General features: G+C 36.0%; 12 protein-coding genes. 10 read left to right on the top strand and 2 right to left on the bottom strand.

What is annotated here, in order from left to right:
- Positions 1-160: 160 nt before the first annotated feature.
- Positions 161-1,338, bottom strand: a protein-coding gene (locus tag EMN46_RS03610) for an IS3 family transposase (protein WP_154199308.1) whose coding sequence is annotated in 2 segments (ribosomal slippage) — positions 161-1,080 and positions 1,080-1,338 — 1,179 coding nt in all. Because the reading frame shifts where the segments join, the coding sequence is not laid out codon by codon here.
- A gap of 151 nt (positions 1,339-1,489) precedes the next feature.
- Between EMN46_RS03610 and EMN46_RS03615 the strand changes: the two genes are divergently transcribed.
- Positions 1,490-1,777: a transposase gene (locus EMN46_RS03615; RefSeq protein ID WP_154199309.1), complete on the top strand. Its 288-nt coding sequence runs from the start codon at positions 1,490-1,492 to the stop codon at positions 1,775-1,777.
- 35 nt (positions 1,778-1,812) lie between these two features.
- Here the strand turns inward: EMN46_RS03615 and EMN46_RS03620 are convergent, their stop codons facing one another.
- Complete coding sequence (locus EMN46_RS03620) at positions 1,813-2,568, bottom strand: IclR family transcriptional regulator (RefSeq protein WP_154199310.1); 756 nt, start codon at positions 2,566-2,568, stop codon at positions 1,813-1,815.
- 127 nt (positions 2,569-2,695) lie between these two features.
- Between EMN46_RS03620 and EMN46_RS03625 the strand changes: the two genes are divergently transcribed.
- From EMN46_RS03625 to EMN46_RS03665, 9 genes are all read left to right on the top strand, one after another.
- Positions 2,696-5,251 carry a glycoside hydrolase family 2 protein gene (locus tag EMN46_RS03625; protein WP_229130263.1) on the top strand — a complete coding sequence of 852 codons (2,556 nt, stop codon included), beginning with the start codon at positions 2,696-2,698 and terminating at the stop codon, positions 5,249-5,251.
- Positions 5,252-5,365: 114 nt separating this feature from the next.
- A complete protein-coding gene (locus tag EMN46_RS03630) occupies positions 5,366-6,508 on the top strand; it encodes an ABC transporter substrate-binding protein (RefSeq protein ID WP_154199311.1) in 1,143 nt (380 codons plus the stop codon).
- A gap of 4 nt (positions 6,509-6,512) precedes the next feature.
- Entirely contained in the window at positions 6,513-7,658 is a 1,146-nt protein-coding gene (locus EMN46_RS03635; RefSeq protein ID WP_154199312.1) for a CaiB/BaiF CoA-transferase family protein, read from the top strand.
- A 1-nt stretch (position 7,659) separates the two neighbouring features.
- The gene (locus EMN46_RS03640) at positions 7,660-8,805 is read left to right on the top strand and encodes a CaiB/BaiF CoA-transferase family protein (RefSeq protein ID WP_154199313.1); all 1,146 of its coding nucleotides are present in this window, start codon (positions 7,660-7,662) and stop codon (positions 8,803-8,805) included.
- A 26-nt stretch (positions 8,806-8,831) separates the two neighbouring features.
- Positions 8,832-9,614 (top strand): enoyl-CoA hydratase/isomerase family protein, encoded by a 783-nt coding sequence (locus tag EMN46_RS03645; RefSeq protein ID WP_154199314.1) that lies wholly within the window; start codon positions 8,832-8,834, stop codon positions 9,612-9,614.
- Between the two features lie 22 nt (positions 9,615-9,636).
- Complete coding sequence (locus EMN46_RS03650; protein ID WP_154199315.1) at positions 9,637-11,094, top strand: aldehyde dehydrogenase family protein; 1,458 nt, start codon at positions 9,637-9,639, stop codon at positions 11,092-11,094.
- Positions 11,095-11,116: 22 nt separating this feature from the next.
- Positions 11,117-12,142: an L-rhamnose/proton symporter RhaT gene (locus EMN46_RS03655; RefSeq protein WP_154199316.1), complete on the top strand. Its 1,026-nt coding sequence runs from the start codon at positions 11,117-11,119 to the stop codon at positions 12,140-12,142.
- 365 nt (positions 12,143-12,507) lie between these two features.
- A complete protein-coding gene (locus tag EMN46_RS03660) occupies positions 12,508-13,764 on the top strand; it encodes an IS4 family transposase (RefSeq protein WP_154199317.1) in 1,257 nt (418 codons plus the stop codon).
- 187 nt (positions 13,765-13,951) lie between these two features.
- Positions 13,952-15,472 carry an alpha-L-fucosidase gene (locus EMN46_RS03665; RefSeq protein ID WP_154199318.1) on the top strand — a complete coding sequence of 507 codons (1,521 nt, stop codon included), beginning with the start codon at positions 13,952-13,954 and terminating at the stop codon, positions 15,470-15,472.
- Positions 15,473-15,660 lie beyond the last annotated feature (188 nt).

Raw genomic sequence — 15,660 nt, forward strand, 5'->3', positions numbered from 1 at the left:
ATTGGAGTTTTGTGCTTAAAATTCTCGAGCCTGAAGGGCTCAAATATTAATAGCCCGGGGTAAATGAGCACCGCGAATGCCACCCTGGGATAAGAAGTGACAGTAAATACCGACGCAAGTAAAACTGGACTTGCAACAAAAAAGTGGACAATAAGTTAAGTCATGCTGCATTCTTTTCATTATTTAATAGTCTTCCGTATTCTAAAGGCGAAAGATAATTTAAAGAAGAATGCCTTCTATATGTATTGTACCATGTTGCTATATATTCAAAAATAGATAATACAGCGGTTTTGAATGATTTATATTTGAAACGATATATCCATTCGGTTTTGATACTCTTAAAAAAGCTCTCAGCGCATGCATTATCCCAACAATTACCTTTCCGACTCATACTTTGAATAACTGTTTTAGCCTTTCTTAAAACAGCTCTAAAATCATTGCATGCATACTGTATACCTTGATCCGAATGGAAAATTAAACGTCCTATTATTGGCCTATTTAAAATTGCCATATTCCAAGCAGATATCACTGTATCGGCGGCTTTCATTGTTTTACTTGTAGACCAACCAATCACTTTTCTACCCGCTAAATCTATTATAACAGTCAGATATAGCCAACCTTCATGTGTCCGCACATATGTTATATCTGAGACCCAAACTTCGCCTTGCCTTTTCGGATTAAATTCACGATTCAAAAGGTTCGGTGATAGGGCAAGTCCATGTTTGGAATAAGTCGTCACTACAAACTTCTTTTTTGTAATACTTTTTATATTTGCTTTTCTCATTAAACGGGCCACTCGTGGTCTTGAAACCGAAATGGCTTGTGCTTTAAGTTCTTGAGTTATCCGAGGACTACCATAAGTTTGCTTGCTCTGGTCATAAATCAATTTAATCTTTTTAGTAAGCCTCTTATTTTCTAAAGCTCTTTGACTCGGTTTTGATTTAAGCCACATGTAATAACCACTACGACAAACATCTAAAACTCGACACATCATTTCAATAGGAAACATATTTATGTGATTTCTTATGAACTGGTAAATCTCCCACCGCTCTTGGAAAAGATGTGAACTGCTTTTTTTAATATATCTCGTTCCATTCTTGCCTCAACAAGTTCTTTCTTCAACCTAGATACTTCAGATTCTTCCTTTGTGAGCTTAGCTTTACCATTACCAGGGAAACTTGTTCCCTGATAGTTTTCAAACTCACTACGCCAGCGATAAATAAGTTCTGGACGTATATCCAATTCATGTGCGAGCTGTCTTATGTTGGCTCTTGAGTAACTTAACTCAACAGCATTCAATTTAAACTCTCTGCTAAATTTTCGTCTTCCTTTTTCCATTTCCTAAGATATAAATTATTAATATAATTATACCTTAACTCTCTGTCCTTGTAAATATAGCAACTCCATAATAACTTCATATGATTCTTTTTAAAAAAGTACCATAATGAAATAACTCCCAAATGTTAGATATGCATTTGAAATTCAATTCATGATTCTATTGAGTATTATCGTTCTAATATTTGTTCTAGTGGTGTTTTGTGCAAAAGCAGCAGTTGAAATAAACAGCACAGAAAAAATGCTAGAATGGAAAGAAAAAGATGTGTTGATTTACTTTTTGACACCATATTCTCCGGAATTAAATCTCATTGAAATATTGTGGAGAAGAATCAAATATCAGTGGATGCCGTTTGATGCATACCTCAGTTTTCAGAACCTAAAAGAACGTTTGTTGTATATATTGGATAACGTTGGATCAAAATACGACATTATATTTTAGCTATTACTTAATAAGAAAGTAAAACACGAATTCTTTTAAAAACCCAATGCTGTATTAATGGAAGTAACAGCCTCGGTAATTTTATTGATTAAAAATTCTCCCGATTCATTTTTAGACGAAATGCTAGCTAAACTAGAAATGGCCAAAGCACTAAAAATACCAGATTGACTATCGCCAACAGGAACAGCAATATCAGCAACACCCATTGTGAGTTCACTTTTCTCGAGATCATAACCACGATCTCTAATCTTCTGTAATCGTAACATTAAATCAGCTTTCTTTTCTTTCGATAATTCATTATAATCCTTATCATCAGCTAAAATCTGTTTTTGTCTAGTCTCATTCATAAAAGCCAACAACACTCTTCCCGATGTAGTTTTTATTAAAGAAAATAAACTCCCCTCTTCTATCGATAATGAAACGGGTCCAGGGCTTCGCATTTGCGAAACAACCATCAAATTTCCATGATGTAAAATTCCCATATGGCATGACTGTTTACTTTCATTAGACAGTTCTTCCATAAATGGTTTTGACAATTTCACCAACTCATCAACAGGACTATGACGATGGCTCAAATGATATAATTTAAGGGACAAAGAGAACTTTCCCGAAGGAGTCTCCTTAATTAAATAGCCTCGTTGTTCCAAACAAACCAACATACGATAAATTTCGTTCGGAGACTTTTCCAGTCCTTGAGATATCTCCATTTGTGATTGAGGAATCGCTTTCATCGAAAGGTATTCTATGATATCCAAACCTTTATCTAACGCTGGTGCTAGGTACTTTCCCATGAACTATTTTTTTATTGAGGTGACAAAATTACGAATTAAAATTCTGAATTAATTTCAAATTTAATAAAATTAATTTGCAATATTCATATATAAATATTTAATTTACATTTGAATTTAAACTTTTAAGATGATGTACAAACGGCTCAACTATCCATACTTGATAAAGAAGATAATGGCTCTGGTATTACTAAGTGTAATTTACTTTCATGTAAATGCACAACCAAACACTACCTTTTCTCATGAAGAATCTAATCAGGCTGTTCGTGATTTAAGTGGAATGAAGTGGAGGTTTAAAATGATGCTTCCCGGAGAAGGAATAAAAAAAGGACTGAACAAACTTCCTTCAGAAGATATTGAAACTTTGGTGTGGAATAATGCTAAAGTACCTGGTGATGTGTATACCGACTTATGGAAAGCCGGCGTTATTGATGATCCTTATTTTGGTCGAAATAGTGTAAGAGCTCAATGGGTTCAGCAATACGAATGGTGGTACACTCTTCAATTTGATGTAAAGAAAAAAATAGACAACGAAGTTGTTGACATCGTATTTGAAGGTGTTGATTATGGTTGTGAAGTTTGGTTGAATGGACATTATCTAGGAAAACACGAAGGTGCATTTTCAAAATTTTCATTCAATGTAAATGAATACTTACGCATTCACCCTTGGGATGGTCAAAAAGGCCGTAACATGTTGGTTGTTAAACTTGACACTCCTCCACAAGTCAATGCATTTGTAGCAGGTAAAAAAGCACCATGGTTTGGCGATTACACCAGAGATATAACTCCAATAGGTATTTGGCGTCCAGTAAAAATGGTACGCACAGGTAAAATGCGTTTCAAAGATGTTTATGCCAACAATACCATTAATAAGGATGGATCTGCTGATGTGAGTCTTGAACTAAGCGTTGAAAATACGACTGCCAAAGCAAAGGAAATGACTTTCACAGCTTCTCTTGAAGGGAAGAACTTCAAAATGAGAGAAATAAAAGTTGAATTCAATAAAACAATTCAACCTGGCTCGCATAAAATTATAAAAAACATTCATGTTAAGAATGCAAAGCTATGGTGGCCTTGGGATTTAGGAGATCAAAATTTATACAAGGCTAAAATTACTCTTAAAGAAGGTGACGTTAATAATGATGTTAACGAAACAGTATTTGGTATTCGTGAGGTTACATCAAAATGGAATCCTGGATTTAAAAAGGATGTAGATGTTACTTTTCCTCGTTCCACTTACATCAATGGTAAGTTCCACTTTATTCGTTCAGCATGTTGGGGTGGACCTCCAGATATTTTTACTGGACGCACCTCGCCAGCCGAGTACAAAAAATTAATCCGTTTGGCGAAGGAAATGAATATGAATAACATTCGAATTTTCGGATGGCATCCCCCAGAAATACCTGAATTCTATCAATATTGTGATGAAATGGGAATGACTGTTTGGCAAGATATGATTCCTTTAGGAACTGGAAATATCCCTACTGAAGAGGAAAATCTAGCTGAAATTTTCAACGAAGGTGTTAAGGTGATTAAAGAACGTAGAAATCATCCCTCTTTAATCATGATGGAAGGTGGAGAAGAAATGATGTTTAGAACTCGCGATCCTCAATTTGGACGTAAATTTCTAGAACGTTTGGGTGATTCTCTTCAAGCTTACGCAAACTTACCTTATGTACCAGACTCTCCGATGATTGATCCTGTTGCACAAGAAGCGGGCTTCAAACCAAAAGAGGCAGTTCACGCGCTACGCTATTTCTACGATATGGGTAAGTGGTTGCACGAAGATTGGTATCAAACTAATTGTGACGGCTATCCAATTGTACCTGAATTTGCAATTACTTCAGTACCAAACGTAGAAAGCTTAAAGAAATTTATTCCCGAAAAAGAAATGTGGCCTCCAGGATTAAGTTGGGGACACCATTGGGCCGATCTTACCCGCTTGCGTATGCAAAATTGGGATGTATTTGGTAGTGAAATGAAAGGATCATTAGAGGAATTTGTTAATGCAACTCAAGATGCACAAGGAATCATCTTTCAAAATGGTATTGAACACTTCCGTCGTGATAAACCAAGTTTAAGTGGTATTGCTCTTTGTCACTTTATTACTTATTGTCCGGATATGAAATGGGGTATCGTTGATAATTATCAGCAACCTAAAAATTCGTACTATTTTGTTCAGAAAGCTTACCAACCCTTACTAGTGAATTTTGAATTCAAAAAACGTCGTTGGAGCACCAAGGAACCATTTGTAGGTAATATTTGGGTAATCAACGATTACTATAAGGAGTATACTGATTGTAGTATCAAATTTGAAATCAAAAATGATGCAGGTGTGTTGCTTTCAAGCAAAAATTTTGATGTCGCTAAAATCGCAGAGAACAGTGCCAAATCTTTCTTCCCAATAGAAGAAAAGGTATTGAAATCTGTGAAAGAAAAGTTCTACGTTACCTTAGAACTTACCGACAAAAAAGGAAAAGTTATTTCTAAAAATGACTACTTCTTCTTAATCGGTGATCAAAAAGCCGCAACTAAGAAGTTTAACGAATGGGGAGAAGAAAGAATTAAACGAGAGAATACATATGGTAGATATGGCTCCTATTACCACTTCTTTAAAGAGTTTACCGAAGAAGATGGAGAAAAATACGATAGCGATATGCAAACACCTAAAGCTATAGGTTTTTAAAAGAATAAAAATTGAGACTTTTCAGTAGTCCTTTGTTACTTAACTAGGGTCTACTGAAAACTTCAATATTTTCATTCACTATAAAAAAGCAACCATAAATAATTAATACAACTGATGACAAATAAAAGAATACAACTAAAAGGAATTACTTGGGATCACAGTCGTGGCTTCACTTCAATAGTAGCTACCTCACAACGTTTTCATGAAATGAACCCAAATATCGAAATTAGTTGGGAAAAACGTTCTCTTCAGGCTTTTGCCGATGAACCAATTGGTGATTTAGCAAAACGATATGATCTTTTGATCATTGATCACCCATGGACAGGTTTTGCCGCTCGCACAGGAGTCATCACTCCTCTAAATCAGTTTCTATCGGATGAATACTTACAAGATTTAGCGGATAATTCCGTTGGAAAATCTCACGAAAGTTACTCAATAAACAAGCAACAGTGGGCATTAGCTATTGATGCGGCAACACCTGTTGGTGCAAGCAGACCAGATCTTATAGATCAACTACCTGAAACCTGGGACGATTTGATCCAATTGGCTAAAACAGGTAAAGTTGCTATCCCCGGAATACCACAAGATACATTAATGAGCTTTTACATGATTTGTTCTACTTTGGGCGAAAGTGTATGTGCTACAAAAGACTATGTAATTTCAGAGGAAATTGGCTTAAAGGCTTTAGCGATGCTTCGCGATTTAGGACAGTACATTGATGCTGAATGTTACAACATGAATCCAATCAAAGTATATGAAGCGATGGCTTCAGGAGACAAATACTCCTACTCGCCTTTCGCATACGGTTATATCAATTACTCAAAAGATGGATACGCCAAAAAATTGCTGAAATTTCATGATATGGTTTCCATTAATGGTCAAAAATTGATCACTACTTTAGGGGGAACCGGTCTAGCTATTTCAAATGATTGCAAAGAAAAAGAAGCGGCAGCAAAATTTGTTGAGTATACAGGATCTCCAGAGGTACAGTCTACCCTATTTTTCGAAACAGGAGGACAACCGGGACACAGAAAAGCTTGGGAAAACACAAAAACGAATTTTAATAGCATGGATTTTTTCAAGGACACATTACCTGCTTTAGATCGTTCGTTTTTACGACCAAGATATCATGGACACATGTATTTCCAAGACAATTCAGGAGAACCTATTCGACAGTTTATGATGAAAGGCGGAGATGCAAAAGAAGTATTAAAAACTTTAAATAAGTTGTATATTGAATCTTTAAAAAAAGAATAGACTTATGTTACCATTAGAAGGAATAACAGTATTAGAATTTGCTCAATTTATGGCAGGTCCTTCTGCAGGTTTAAAAATGGCTGATTTAGGAGCCAGGGTAATCAAAATAGAACGCCCTGGCACTGGAGAAGCTGGAAGACAAATTGCGATTAAAAATTTATTTATCGACGAAAGCAGTATGGTTTTTCATACTGCCAATCGTAATAAAGAGTCGTATGCCGCCAACCTTAAAGATCCTGCGGATCTTGAAAAAGTGAAAAAATTAATTGCCTGCGCAGATGTTATGACGCATAATTTTCGTCCGGGTGTGATGGAAAAAATTGGTTTGGATTACGACATCGTTAAAGCCATAAATCCTAAATTAATTTATGGAGTTGTTTCGGGCTACAGTTCGAAAGGTCCTTGGGCAAAAAAACCCGGACAAGATTTGTTAATTCAGTCTTTAGCAGGATTTAATTATCTGAATGGAAATGCAAATGATAACCCAACACCTAGTGGGTTAGCGACCTCTGATATATTCACAGGAGCTCATCTAGTTCAAGGTGTTTTAGCGGCTCTTATTCAGCGCAACAAAACAGGTGAAGGATCAAAAGTTGAGGTCAGTTTATTGGAATCAACTATTGACATTCAGTTTGAACTAATTACCACGTATCTAAACGATGGGGGAAAATCTCCCCAAAGAGCAAAAAAAGGAAATGCACATGCCTATTTAGATGCTCCTTACGGGATTTACAAGACAAAAGACACCTACATTGCCATAGCATTGATACCACTTACCGATCTGGCAAATGCAATGAACATTAAGCTTCCTTCCGAATTTTCTTCGAAAGAAACATGGTTCCCAAAACGAGACGAGATCATGGAATTTTTCGCCTCTTATTTTAAAAAAGAAACCACACAACATTGGCTGGATATTTTTGAGCCTTTGGATTTTTCTTGCTCTGATATCTATACCTACAAACAATTCCTAAATCATGAAGGTTGTAAAACCTTACAAATGATTCAGGAAGTAGAAACATCCGACCATATAAAAATGAAAACTACCCGCTGCCCAATTCGCATCGACGGGGAAAGACTTTTCAACCGAAAATCGGCACCAAAACCAGGTGAGAACAATGCAAGCATCGAAAAAGAATTTAATCTTAACTAGGATGAACAAACCATTAGAAGGAATATTAGTTATAGACTTTAGTCAATATTTATCAGCGCCATCGGCGAGTTTACGTTTAGCTGATTTGGGTGCCCGAGTAATTAAAATTGAACAACCAAATTCCGGCGACCTAACCCGTGGCCTGTTTTTTTCGAATGTGGTAATGAACGAAGAATCATCAATGTTTCATGCCATCAATAGAAATAAAGAAAGCTACCAAGCCAATATGAAATCGGCTGTAGAAAGAGAAAAAGTTTATCATTTGATTCAAAAAGCTGATGTGTTAATTCATAATTTCCGCCCGGGTGTGGTCGAGAAATTGGGGATTGATTACAAAAAGATTAAAGAATTGAACCCTGAAATTGTATACGCTGAATTATCCGGTTACGGAAAAGAAGGTGTTTGGAAAGATAAACCAGGATTAGATTTACTTATTCAATGCTTATCTGGACTCACCCAATTGAATGGAAACGAAGGTGCAGGACCTGTACCTATCGGCTTAGCCGTTATTGACATTCTATCCGGAGCCCATTTATCTCAAGGGATACTAGCCTGTTTGTACCGTAAAATTACAAAAGGCAAAGGGGGACGTGTTGAAGTCTCTATGCTAGAATCTGCATTAGAATACCAGTTCGAATCCATAACCGCTTTCTATCGTGACGGAGGAGAACCAACCATACGTGCAAAAAGCAATAGTGCACATGCTTATCTAGGTGCACCTTATGGGGTTTACAAAACCAAAAATGGTTTTATTGCATTGGCCATGGGACAAATTCCTTTTTTGGGAGAACTACTTGGCTGTGAAGCTCTTTTAAAATTTACCGAGGTAGAATCTTGGTTTACTCAAAGAGATGAAATAAAAGACATTCTTGGTGATCATTTATTAACTAAAAAAACCGAAGACTGGTTGGCTGTATTAGAGCCTGCTGATATATGGTGTGCCGCATTAATGGACTGGAAAACTCTTTTTGACACAGAAGCATTTAAAATTTTAGAGATGATTCAAGAAGTTAAAATGAGCGATGGTTATCAATCCAAAACAACTCGTTGTCCTATTGAAATCAACGATTCCTATCTTTTATCAGAAATAGGTTCTCCTAAACTAGGTGAACATACAGAGTCAATTTCCAATGAATTTACATTGTAAAACTCACAAAATAAAAATACATTACGATGAATAATAAAACATCTGAAATAGTAATCAATAAAAATGACAGAACAGTTTGTATTAGCTTAAACAGACTCCCTGCCAATAGTTATTATGAAGGATTTTTACAACAACTTTCAAAAGCAATAAAAGAAGCAAGTGCCGATCCTAAAGTTAAGGTGATATTACTAAACAGTACTTCCGAAAAATTCTTTTGTGCTGGAGCTGATATAAAAATTTTTAGTTCGAATACTGTCGAGCAAAATAATAAAATGGTAGTTGCAGCGCGCGAAGTCACCACTGCCATTACAGAAAGTAAAAAAATAATCATTGCGGCCATAAAAGGACACTGTCTGGGTGGTGGATTAGAAATGGTTATGGCTTGTGACATCCGTTTGGGTGCAGAAGGAAATTATTTGATCGGATTGCCTGAAGTGAAACTTGGATTAATGCCTGGAAACGGCGGAGCTCCTCGTATGATAGACCTTTTGGGTGCTAGTAGAGCAATGGAACTTTTAGTAACCGGCAACAATATAAATCCACAAAAGGCTTATGACTTCGGCTTATTCAACCAATTATTTCCTGCAGATGAATTTGAAGAAAGTGTAACTAAATATGTTGCGAACATAGCGATAGGTGCCGGCGAAGCAATGGCTGCCGTTAAACAATTTGTACAAAATCACAAAGGAATGAATGTGCAACAAGGCCTCGATTATGAAACTGAATGTGTGAGCAAACTCTACGATACTCCTGATGCTAAAGAAGGATTTCAAGCTTTCGTAGAAAAACGCGCTCCAAAATATATTTAACCTTTACCTAAAATCAACACCAATGAATCAGGATATAAAACATTACCCGTGCTTTATTAATGGCGAGTGGCTAGACTCTAATGTTCGCGAGTCAATAGCTGTTGAAAACCCTGCAAACAATGAAGTATTTGCGACCGTTACCGCATGTACTACAGAGGATGTTCAATATGCTCTCGAAAGTTCTGAGAAAGCACAATTAGGCTGGCAATTATTACCCGCTCAAACCCGGGCAAATTATTTATATGCCATTTGCGACCGTCTAAAAGCGGAACGTGAGCACTTCGCCAAACTATTGGTGATGGAGCAGGGAAAAACCTATCCTGAGGCATTGGGTGAAGTTGATGATACGGTTCGTTACATCAGTTACTCGGCTGAAGCCGCCCGACGAATTCAGGGAGCAATCTTTCCAACTGAATTACCAAACGAACGATTAAGTATTTATAAAGTGCCTTACGGAGTTACTGTTGCTTTATGTGCTTTTAACTATCCATTGGCCCTGATCGGACGAAAAATTGGTCCAGCATTGGCTACCGGTAATACAATGATCATTAAACCTCATGATTTAACTCCTGTTACCGCTTCGGAATTTTGCCGTTTGGTGGAAGATGCTGGAGTTCCAAGAGGTGTGATTAATATGGTTGCTACTAAAACAGCTCAAGCTGCATCTTTATTGGTTGAAAGTCCCATCACTAAATTAATTAGTTTGACGGGAAGTACAAATGCCGGACGCGCCATGTACCGAGCATCTGCAAATAACATTACCGGATTAATTTTAGAATTAGGTGGTAAAGCTCCGTTTATTGTTTGCGACGATGCCAACATAGATAAAGCCGTTGAATCTGCAGCAATTTCACGTTATGCCAACTGTGGTCAGGTATGTATCTGTAACGAAATGGTAATGGTTGATGAAAAAGTTGCTGATGAATTTACCGAAAAATTGATTAAGCGTGTCAGTCAAATTAAAGTAGGTGATCCTTTTGCTGCTAGTACCAATATGGGACCCAATGTAAGTAATCTTGGTTTGGATCGTGTTCACAATTTAGTTAAAGATGACGTAGCAAACGGAGCCGAACTTGTAATGGGGGGCGGAAGACCCGATGGAGCTGAATTCGAAAAAGGAAATTGGTACGCACCAACAATCCTTACGAATATTAACAAGGATCATGCAACATTAAAATCTGAACTTTTTGCTCCAGTACTTCCAATTATGAAAGTTTCAGGATTCGAAGAAGCTTTGACACTATGCAATGCACGTGAAGAAGGGCTTTCAGCTTATTTGTATACCAATGATTATAAACGCCACCAACTGGCTATTGATCAATTGCAAGTCGGTACGATCTTTATCAACAAACATATTACAGGCTACATTCAAGGCTATCACTCTGGGCATAAAACTTCCGGACTTGGAGGTGAAGACGGTGTTTTCGGTATGGATGAATATTTACAGAAACGTACTATTTATCTGGATTACTCAGAATAATCTCAACTAAAAACTTTCAACTATGGGTATAGGTATTATTTGGGTTTTGTTAGCAGCAATCCTATTAGGTTTTTATGCACTTCCAAGCAAATCAGTAAAAAACTACTCTCTCGAAAACATGTGGGGAGCATTTTGGATGGCTGCAATGTTTGTGGTTCCGGTTTTGGCAGGTGTCATATTGGTAAAAGGACTTGGTGCTACATATGCACAGGTTCCAAACAGCATTTTTATTAGCATTTTGGCGCTTAGTATTTTATGGGGTCTTGGAAATTTACTTTGGGGAATCAGCATTTCAAAAATTGGGATGGCCCTAGGTTTTTCTCTCTTAATTGGAATCTCAACATTGGTTGGTTCTATCCTTCCCTTTTTCATGGGTGGGTTTGAGAAACTTTCAACACCAGGCGGTCTAGTTATCTTAGCAGGTATTTTTGTTATCATGCTAGGAATTATTGCCAATGGAAAAGCCGGACTTTTGCGCGAAGAAGGCAATGAAAAAGATGCTGAATCGAGTAAAAAAAACATGCGTATTGGAATTATCATGTGTGTAGTTGGTGGTATTAGTGCTGCCGGTTTTAACCTAGCCTATCATGTGGCTGACAATATTGGACACATTGGTGCTATTTCGCAAGAGCAATTTGGAAATGCTCCATGGGTTGCAAGAATTGCCGTTATGCTACCTTCCTTTATTGGTAGTGGTATAGCTACAGTGATTTACTTTTCTTATCAACTTTCAAAAAACAAAACTTGGGGACAATTTAAAGCTCAAGGAAGTTCAAAAAATCTTTTTCTGATTTTGATTATGGCATTGGTTTATTGTGCCTCCCTAATTATTTATGGTTTGGGTGCCTATAAACTAGGAGCACTGGGAACATCAGTCGGCTTTGCAATTTTTCAAACCAGTTGTATTATGGTGGCCAATCTACTTGGTGTATTTACAGGAGAATGGAAAAATGCGAGCTCTAAAAGTAAAAATTGGATGTACAGTGGATTAGCTGTTATGGCAGTTGGTATTGTAGTCGTAGCTTGCGGAAATTTCATGCTAGCCTAAATAAAATTACCTCTTCTACTTAGAAGATAAAAAAATAAAAAGCCATCCCTTGAGATCTCTCAATTGCGGATGGCTTTTTTTTGTCTTGTAAAACTATCTGATTAAGTGCATCCTAATTACTTCACTAAAAAAAGTGATTTTGCTTAACCTCATCCCCCCAACCCTTTTTCCTGAAGTAGAAGGGGAGCTTGATCTTATCTTATCTTATCTTTTTGCAATCCCCTCTCCTTCAGAAGTAATGGCATTAAGTTAAGATGTAGACTGTTGATTATCAGCATATTGTTTGTTTTTTAGTCAAATTATGATTATATTTACTAATGTATTAAATTGAAAAACAATCACTTGCGTGACGAAGTTAGACAATCATGACAAGATCAAAATTATTTGATTTTGTATTAAATTTCTTAGAAGATGAAGGTTTCATCTCACAACATAAAACCCAATCTAAATATTTTACACGAGATAGAATTTGGACATTTAAAACTGCTTTTCTATTCATCAGTAGTTTTATAAACGAAAGAACTCAATCTAGTGCAGATAAGTTCTTTAGTGAGATGTATAATGTACCATCAGAAATCAGGCAAATTACGGCATCTGCCTTTAGTCAATGTCGAGATAAAATAAATTATACAGCATTTCAATACATTTTCGAAAGAGTTGTTAAATATTTTTATTCGGGATTTGATTTTGAGACATATCATGGCTTACGCTTAATTGCAATAGATGGGTCTGTATTCACTTTGCCAAAAACAAGAGAAACAATTAAAGAATTTGGTGAAAATGTTCTTTCTAAAAAAGGCAAGTGGATAAAGGCGAAAGTCTCTTTTGCGACTGATGTGTTAAATAATATTTGTGTCGATGCTATTATTGGCAGATACAAGGAAAATGAAATGCAACAGGCTGAGTATATGTTTGATAATTTAGGTAAAAATAACCTTCTGCTATTTGATAGAGGGTATTTCTCAAGAGATTTTTTCAAATCCGTTTGTTTAACTGAGAATCATTTTTGCTTTCGCTTACAATCACATGCAAGTAAAATGATAATGGATTTTATTGCTAGTACCGAGAATGATATTGTAACAGAAATAACTATTGATGATGAAAACTTTAAGGTTCGATTAACGAAGATATTATTAGATTCTGGGGAAATGGAGTATTTGGCTACATCTTTAGTTGATATGCTTAAATTTCCTAAATCAGAACTTAAATCACTATATAATCAACGATGGGGAGTCGAAGAACAATTTAAGGATGTAAAATATGCATTATGCATCGAGAATTTTGTTGGAAAAAAAACAAACTCAATAAGACAGGAATTCTATGCTAATATTTTATCCTATAATATGGCAATGATGACTTGTAAACCAGAAATTGATGAACGATCAAACAGAAAAGCTAAGAAGCTAAAATATAAATGTAATAAAAGGGCATTGCTGTCAAAGTTAAAACAGTGTATAGTAAAGATTTACTTGGATATAGACAATAGGTTTGAAGTGCTGTGTAATATAATTTTGTCAGTTTCTAAGGAGTCAGTACCCATAAGACCTAACAGAAAATTCGAACGAAACATCACATATAAAGCAAAAGTAAAACCCAACAACGTTTATATATCAGTAGTTTAGACACTAACTTAATGCCATTGCCCTTAATGGTCATAGTTTATGTCTATGATAGTGATTTGCATCGTGTATTTTTGTAATGCGATCTTAAATACACTTTTATAATTATCAAACAATTTGGTCGAGAGTAAAATAGGTTGATTTTTTATTCTAAACACAGATTGTTAAAACTTGAAATTAACAAAAACAGATGAAAAAACTTGCAATAAGTATGTTGTTGGTAGGATCACTATTTGCTTCCTGTGTGAATAGTAAAGATTCCACGATGGTAAATAGCGAGCCTTTTGAGGAGAATTGGAATTCCTTAGCCAAATATCAAACTCCAGACTGGTTCAGAGATGCAAAACTTGGGATTTTTATACACTGGGGCCCTTATAGTGTACCAGCTTATAAATCTGAATGGTATCCACGCTTAATGTATATGGATTCATTAACGTGGAGTCCAATAGGAAAACTACAGGATAATAAGGGAACCGATGTTAATAAACATCATGTTGAGAAATATGGAAACCTTGGTGAATTCGGTTACAAAGATTTTATCCCAATGTTTAAAGCAGAAAAATTTAATGCGGCTGAATGGGTCGATTTATTCAAAAAAGCAGGAGCCAAATATGTTGTTCCAGTAGCTGAGCATCACGATGGTTTTGCGATGTATAAGTCACATTATACTCGTTGGAATTCTGTCGATATGGGCCCTAAGCGGGATATTCTAGGTGAAATGTCGAAAGCAACAAAAGATGCAGGCTTGTATTTGGGAGCTTCTTCTCATTTTGCTTTCAATTGGAATTATTATACTCATAAAGAAGGATTTGATACAGCAGATCCTCAATATGCTGATTTATATGCACGAGCACATGATCATTATGCTCCAGCGGATCAAAAATTTCTTGATTTATGGTGGAATAGAACAAAGGATATTATTGACAATTATCAGCCTGATATTCTTTGGTTTGATTTTGTTTTAGATCATGATGAGTTTGTACCATATCATGCGAAATTGGCAGCTTATTATTACAATAAAGGAATTGAATGGAATAAAGATGTGGTTTTGCAAACAAAGAACTTTAAGCACGAAACTTTTCCTGCAGGGTCTAATGTGTTGGATATAGAACGAGGAAAGATGGCTGATATTCGTAAATTTCCTTGGCAAACAGATACTTCTATTGGAAAAAATAGCTGGTGTTATACTACCGATTGGAATTCTAAAGATGCAAATACTCTTATTGATGATTTGATTGATATTGTAAGTAAGAATGGTAATCTGCTTCTTAATGTTGGACCAAAAGCTGATGGGACAATTCCTCAAGATCAAGCAGATATTTTGCTTGAAATGGGTAAGTGGTTGAGTGTTAATGGGGATGCCATTTATGGTACTCGTCCATGGACAATTTTTGGTGAAGGACCTACTGAAGTAAAAACAGGGCATCATACCGAAGGGAAAAACAAAAACCTTACTGCTGATGATTTTAGATTTACCCAAAAGGATGGTAAAATATATGTTATTGCTATGGATATCGCTAAAAATGGTGAATACAAGGTAAAATCTTTTGCTAAAGGGAGTGATCTTTGCAAAGGAGAAATAAAATCTGTAAAGATGTTAGGAATGGATAAAGCTTGTGAATGGCAAGTTGAAGAGGCTGGACTTAAAATTAAAGCAGAAGTGAATGCTAATGCAAATTATGCATGTGCATTTGAAATTGAGATGAAATAATGTGATTTGTTGTTCGTTTAATATTAACTTGGTTAAGTTGTGTAAAGAGGTGTCTTAGGGCACCTCTTTTTTGTTACAAATGAATATAGCAAACAGGTTTTATAGTAGTTGTTAATTTTTAATTCGTATGTTTCAAGTATTTTGCCTGCGGTTGTAAATTTTTATTAACTGTTGCGATCATTCAATTA

The organism is Ancylomarina sp. 16SWW S1-10-2, assembly GCF_009669305.1.
In the GTDB taxonomy this organism is placed as follows: domain Bacteria; phylum Bacteroidota; class Bacteroidia; order Bacteroidales; family Marinifilaceae; genus Ancylomarina.

What these genes read in the sequence shown, in the direction of transcription:
- EMN46_RS03615 (WP_154199309.1), top strand. Translation starts at nt 1,490, where the DNA reads ATGATTCTATTGAGTATTATCGTTCTAATATTTGTTCTAGTGGTGTTT.
- EMN46_RS03620 (WP_154199310.1), bottom strand. Translation starts at nt 2,568, where the DNA reads ATGGGAAAGTACCTAGCACCAGCGTTAGATAAAGGTTTGGATATCATA.
- EMN46_RS03625 (WP_229130263.1), top strand. Translation starts at nt 2,696, where the DNA reads ATGATGTACAAACGGCTCAACTATCCATACTTGATAAAGAAGATAATG.
- EMN46_RS03630 (WP_154199311.1), top strand. Translation starts at nt 5,366, where the DNA reads ATGACAAATAAAAGAATACAACTAAAAGGAATTACTTGGGATCACAGT.
- EMN46_RS03635 (WP_154199312.1), top strand. Translation starts at nt 6,513, where the DNA reads ATGTTACCATTAGAAGGAATAACAGTATTAGAATTTGCTCAATTTATG.
- EMN46_RS03640 (WP_154199313.1), top strand. Translation starts at nt 7,660, where the DNA reads ATGAACAAACCATTAGAAGGAATATTAGTTATAGACTTTAGTCAATAT.
- EMN46_RS03645 (WP_154199314.1), top strand. Translation starts at nt 8,832, where the DNA reads ATGAATAATAAAACATCTGAAATAGTAATCAATAAAAATGACAGAACA.
- EMN46_RS03650 (WP_154199315.1), top strand. Translation starts at nt 9,637, where the DNA reads ATGAATCAGGATATAAAACATTACCCGTGCTTTATTAATGGCGAGTGG.
- EMN46_RS03655 (WP_154199316.1), top strand. Translation starts at nt 11,117, where the DNA reads ATGGGTATAGGTATTATTTGGGTTTTGTTAGCAGCAATCCTATTAGGT.
- EMN46_RS03660 (WP_154199317.1), top strand. Translation starts at nt 12,508, where the DNA reads ATGACAAGATCAAAATTATTTGATTTTGTATTAAATTTCTTAGAAGAT.
- EMN46_RS03665 (WP_154199318.1), top strand. Translation starts at nt 13,952, where the DNA reads ATGAAAAAACTTGCAATAAGTATGTTGTTGGTAGGATCACTATTTGCT.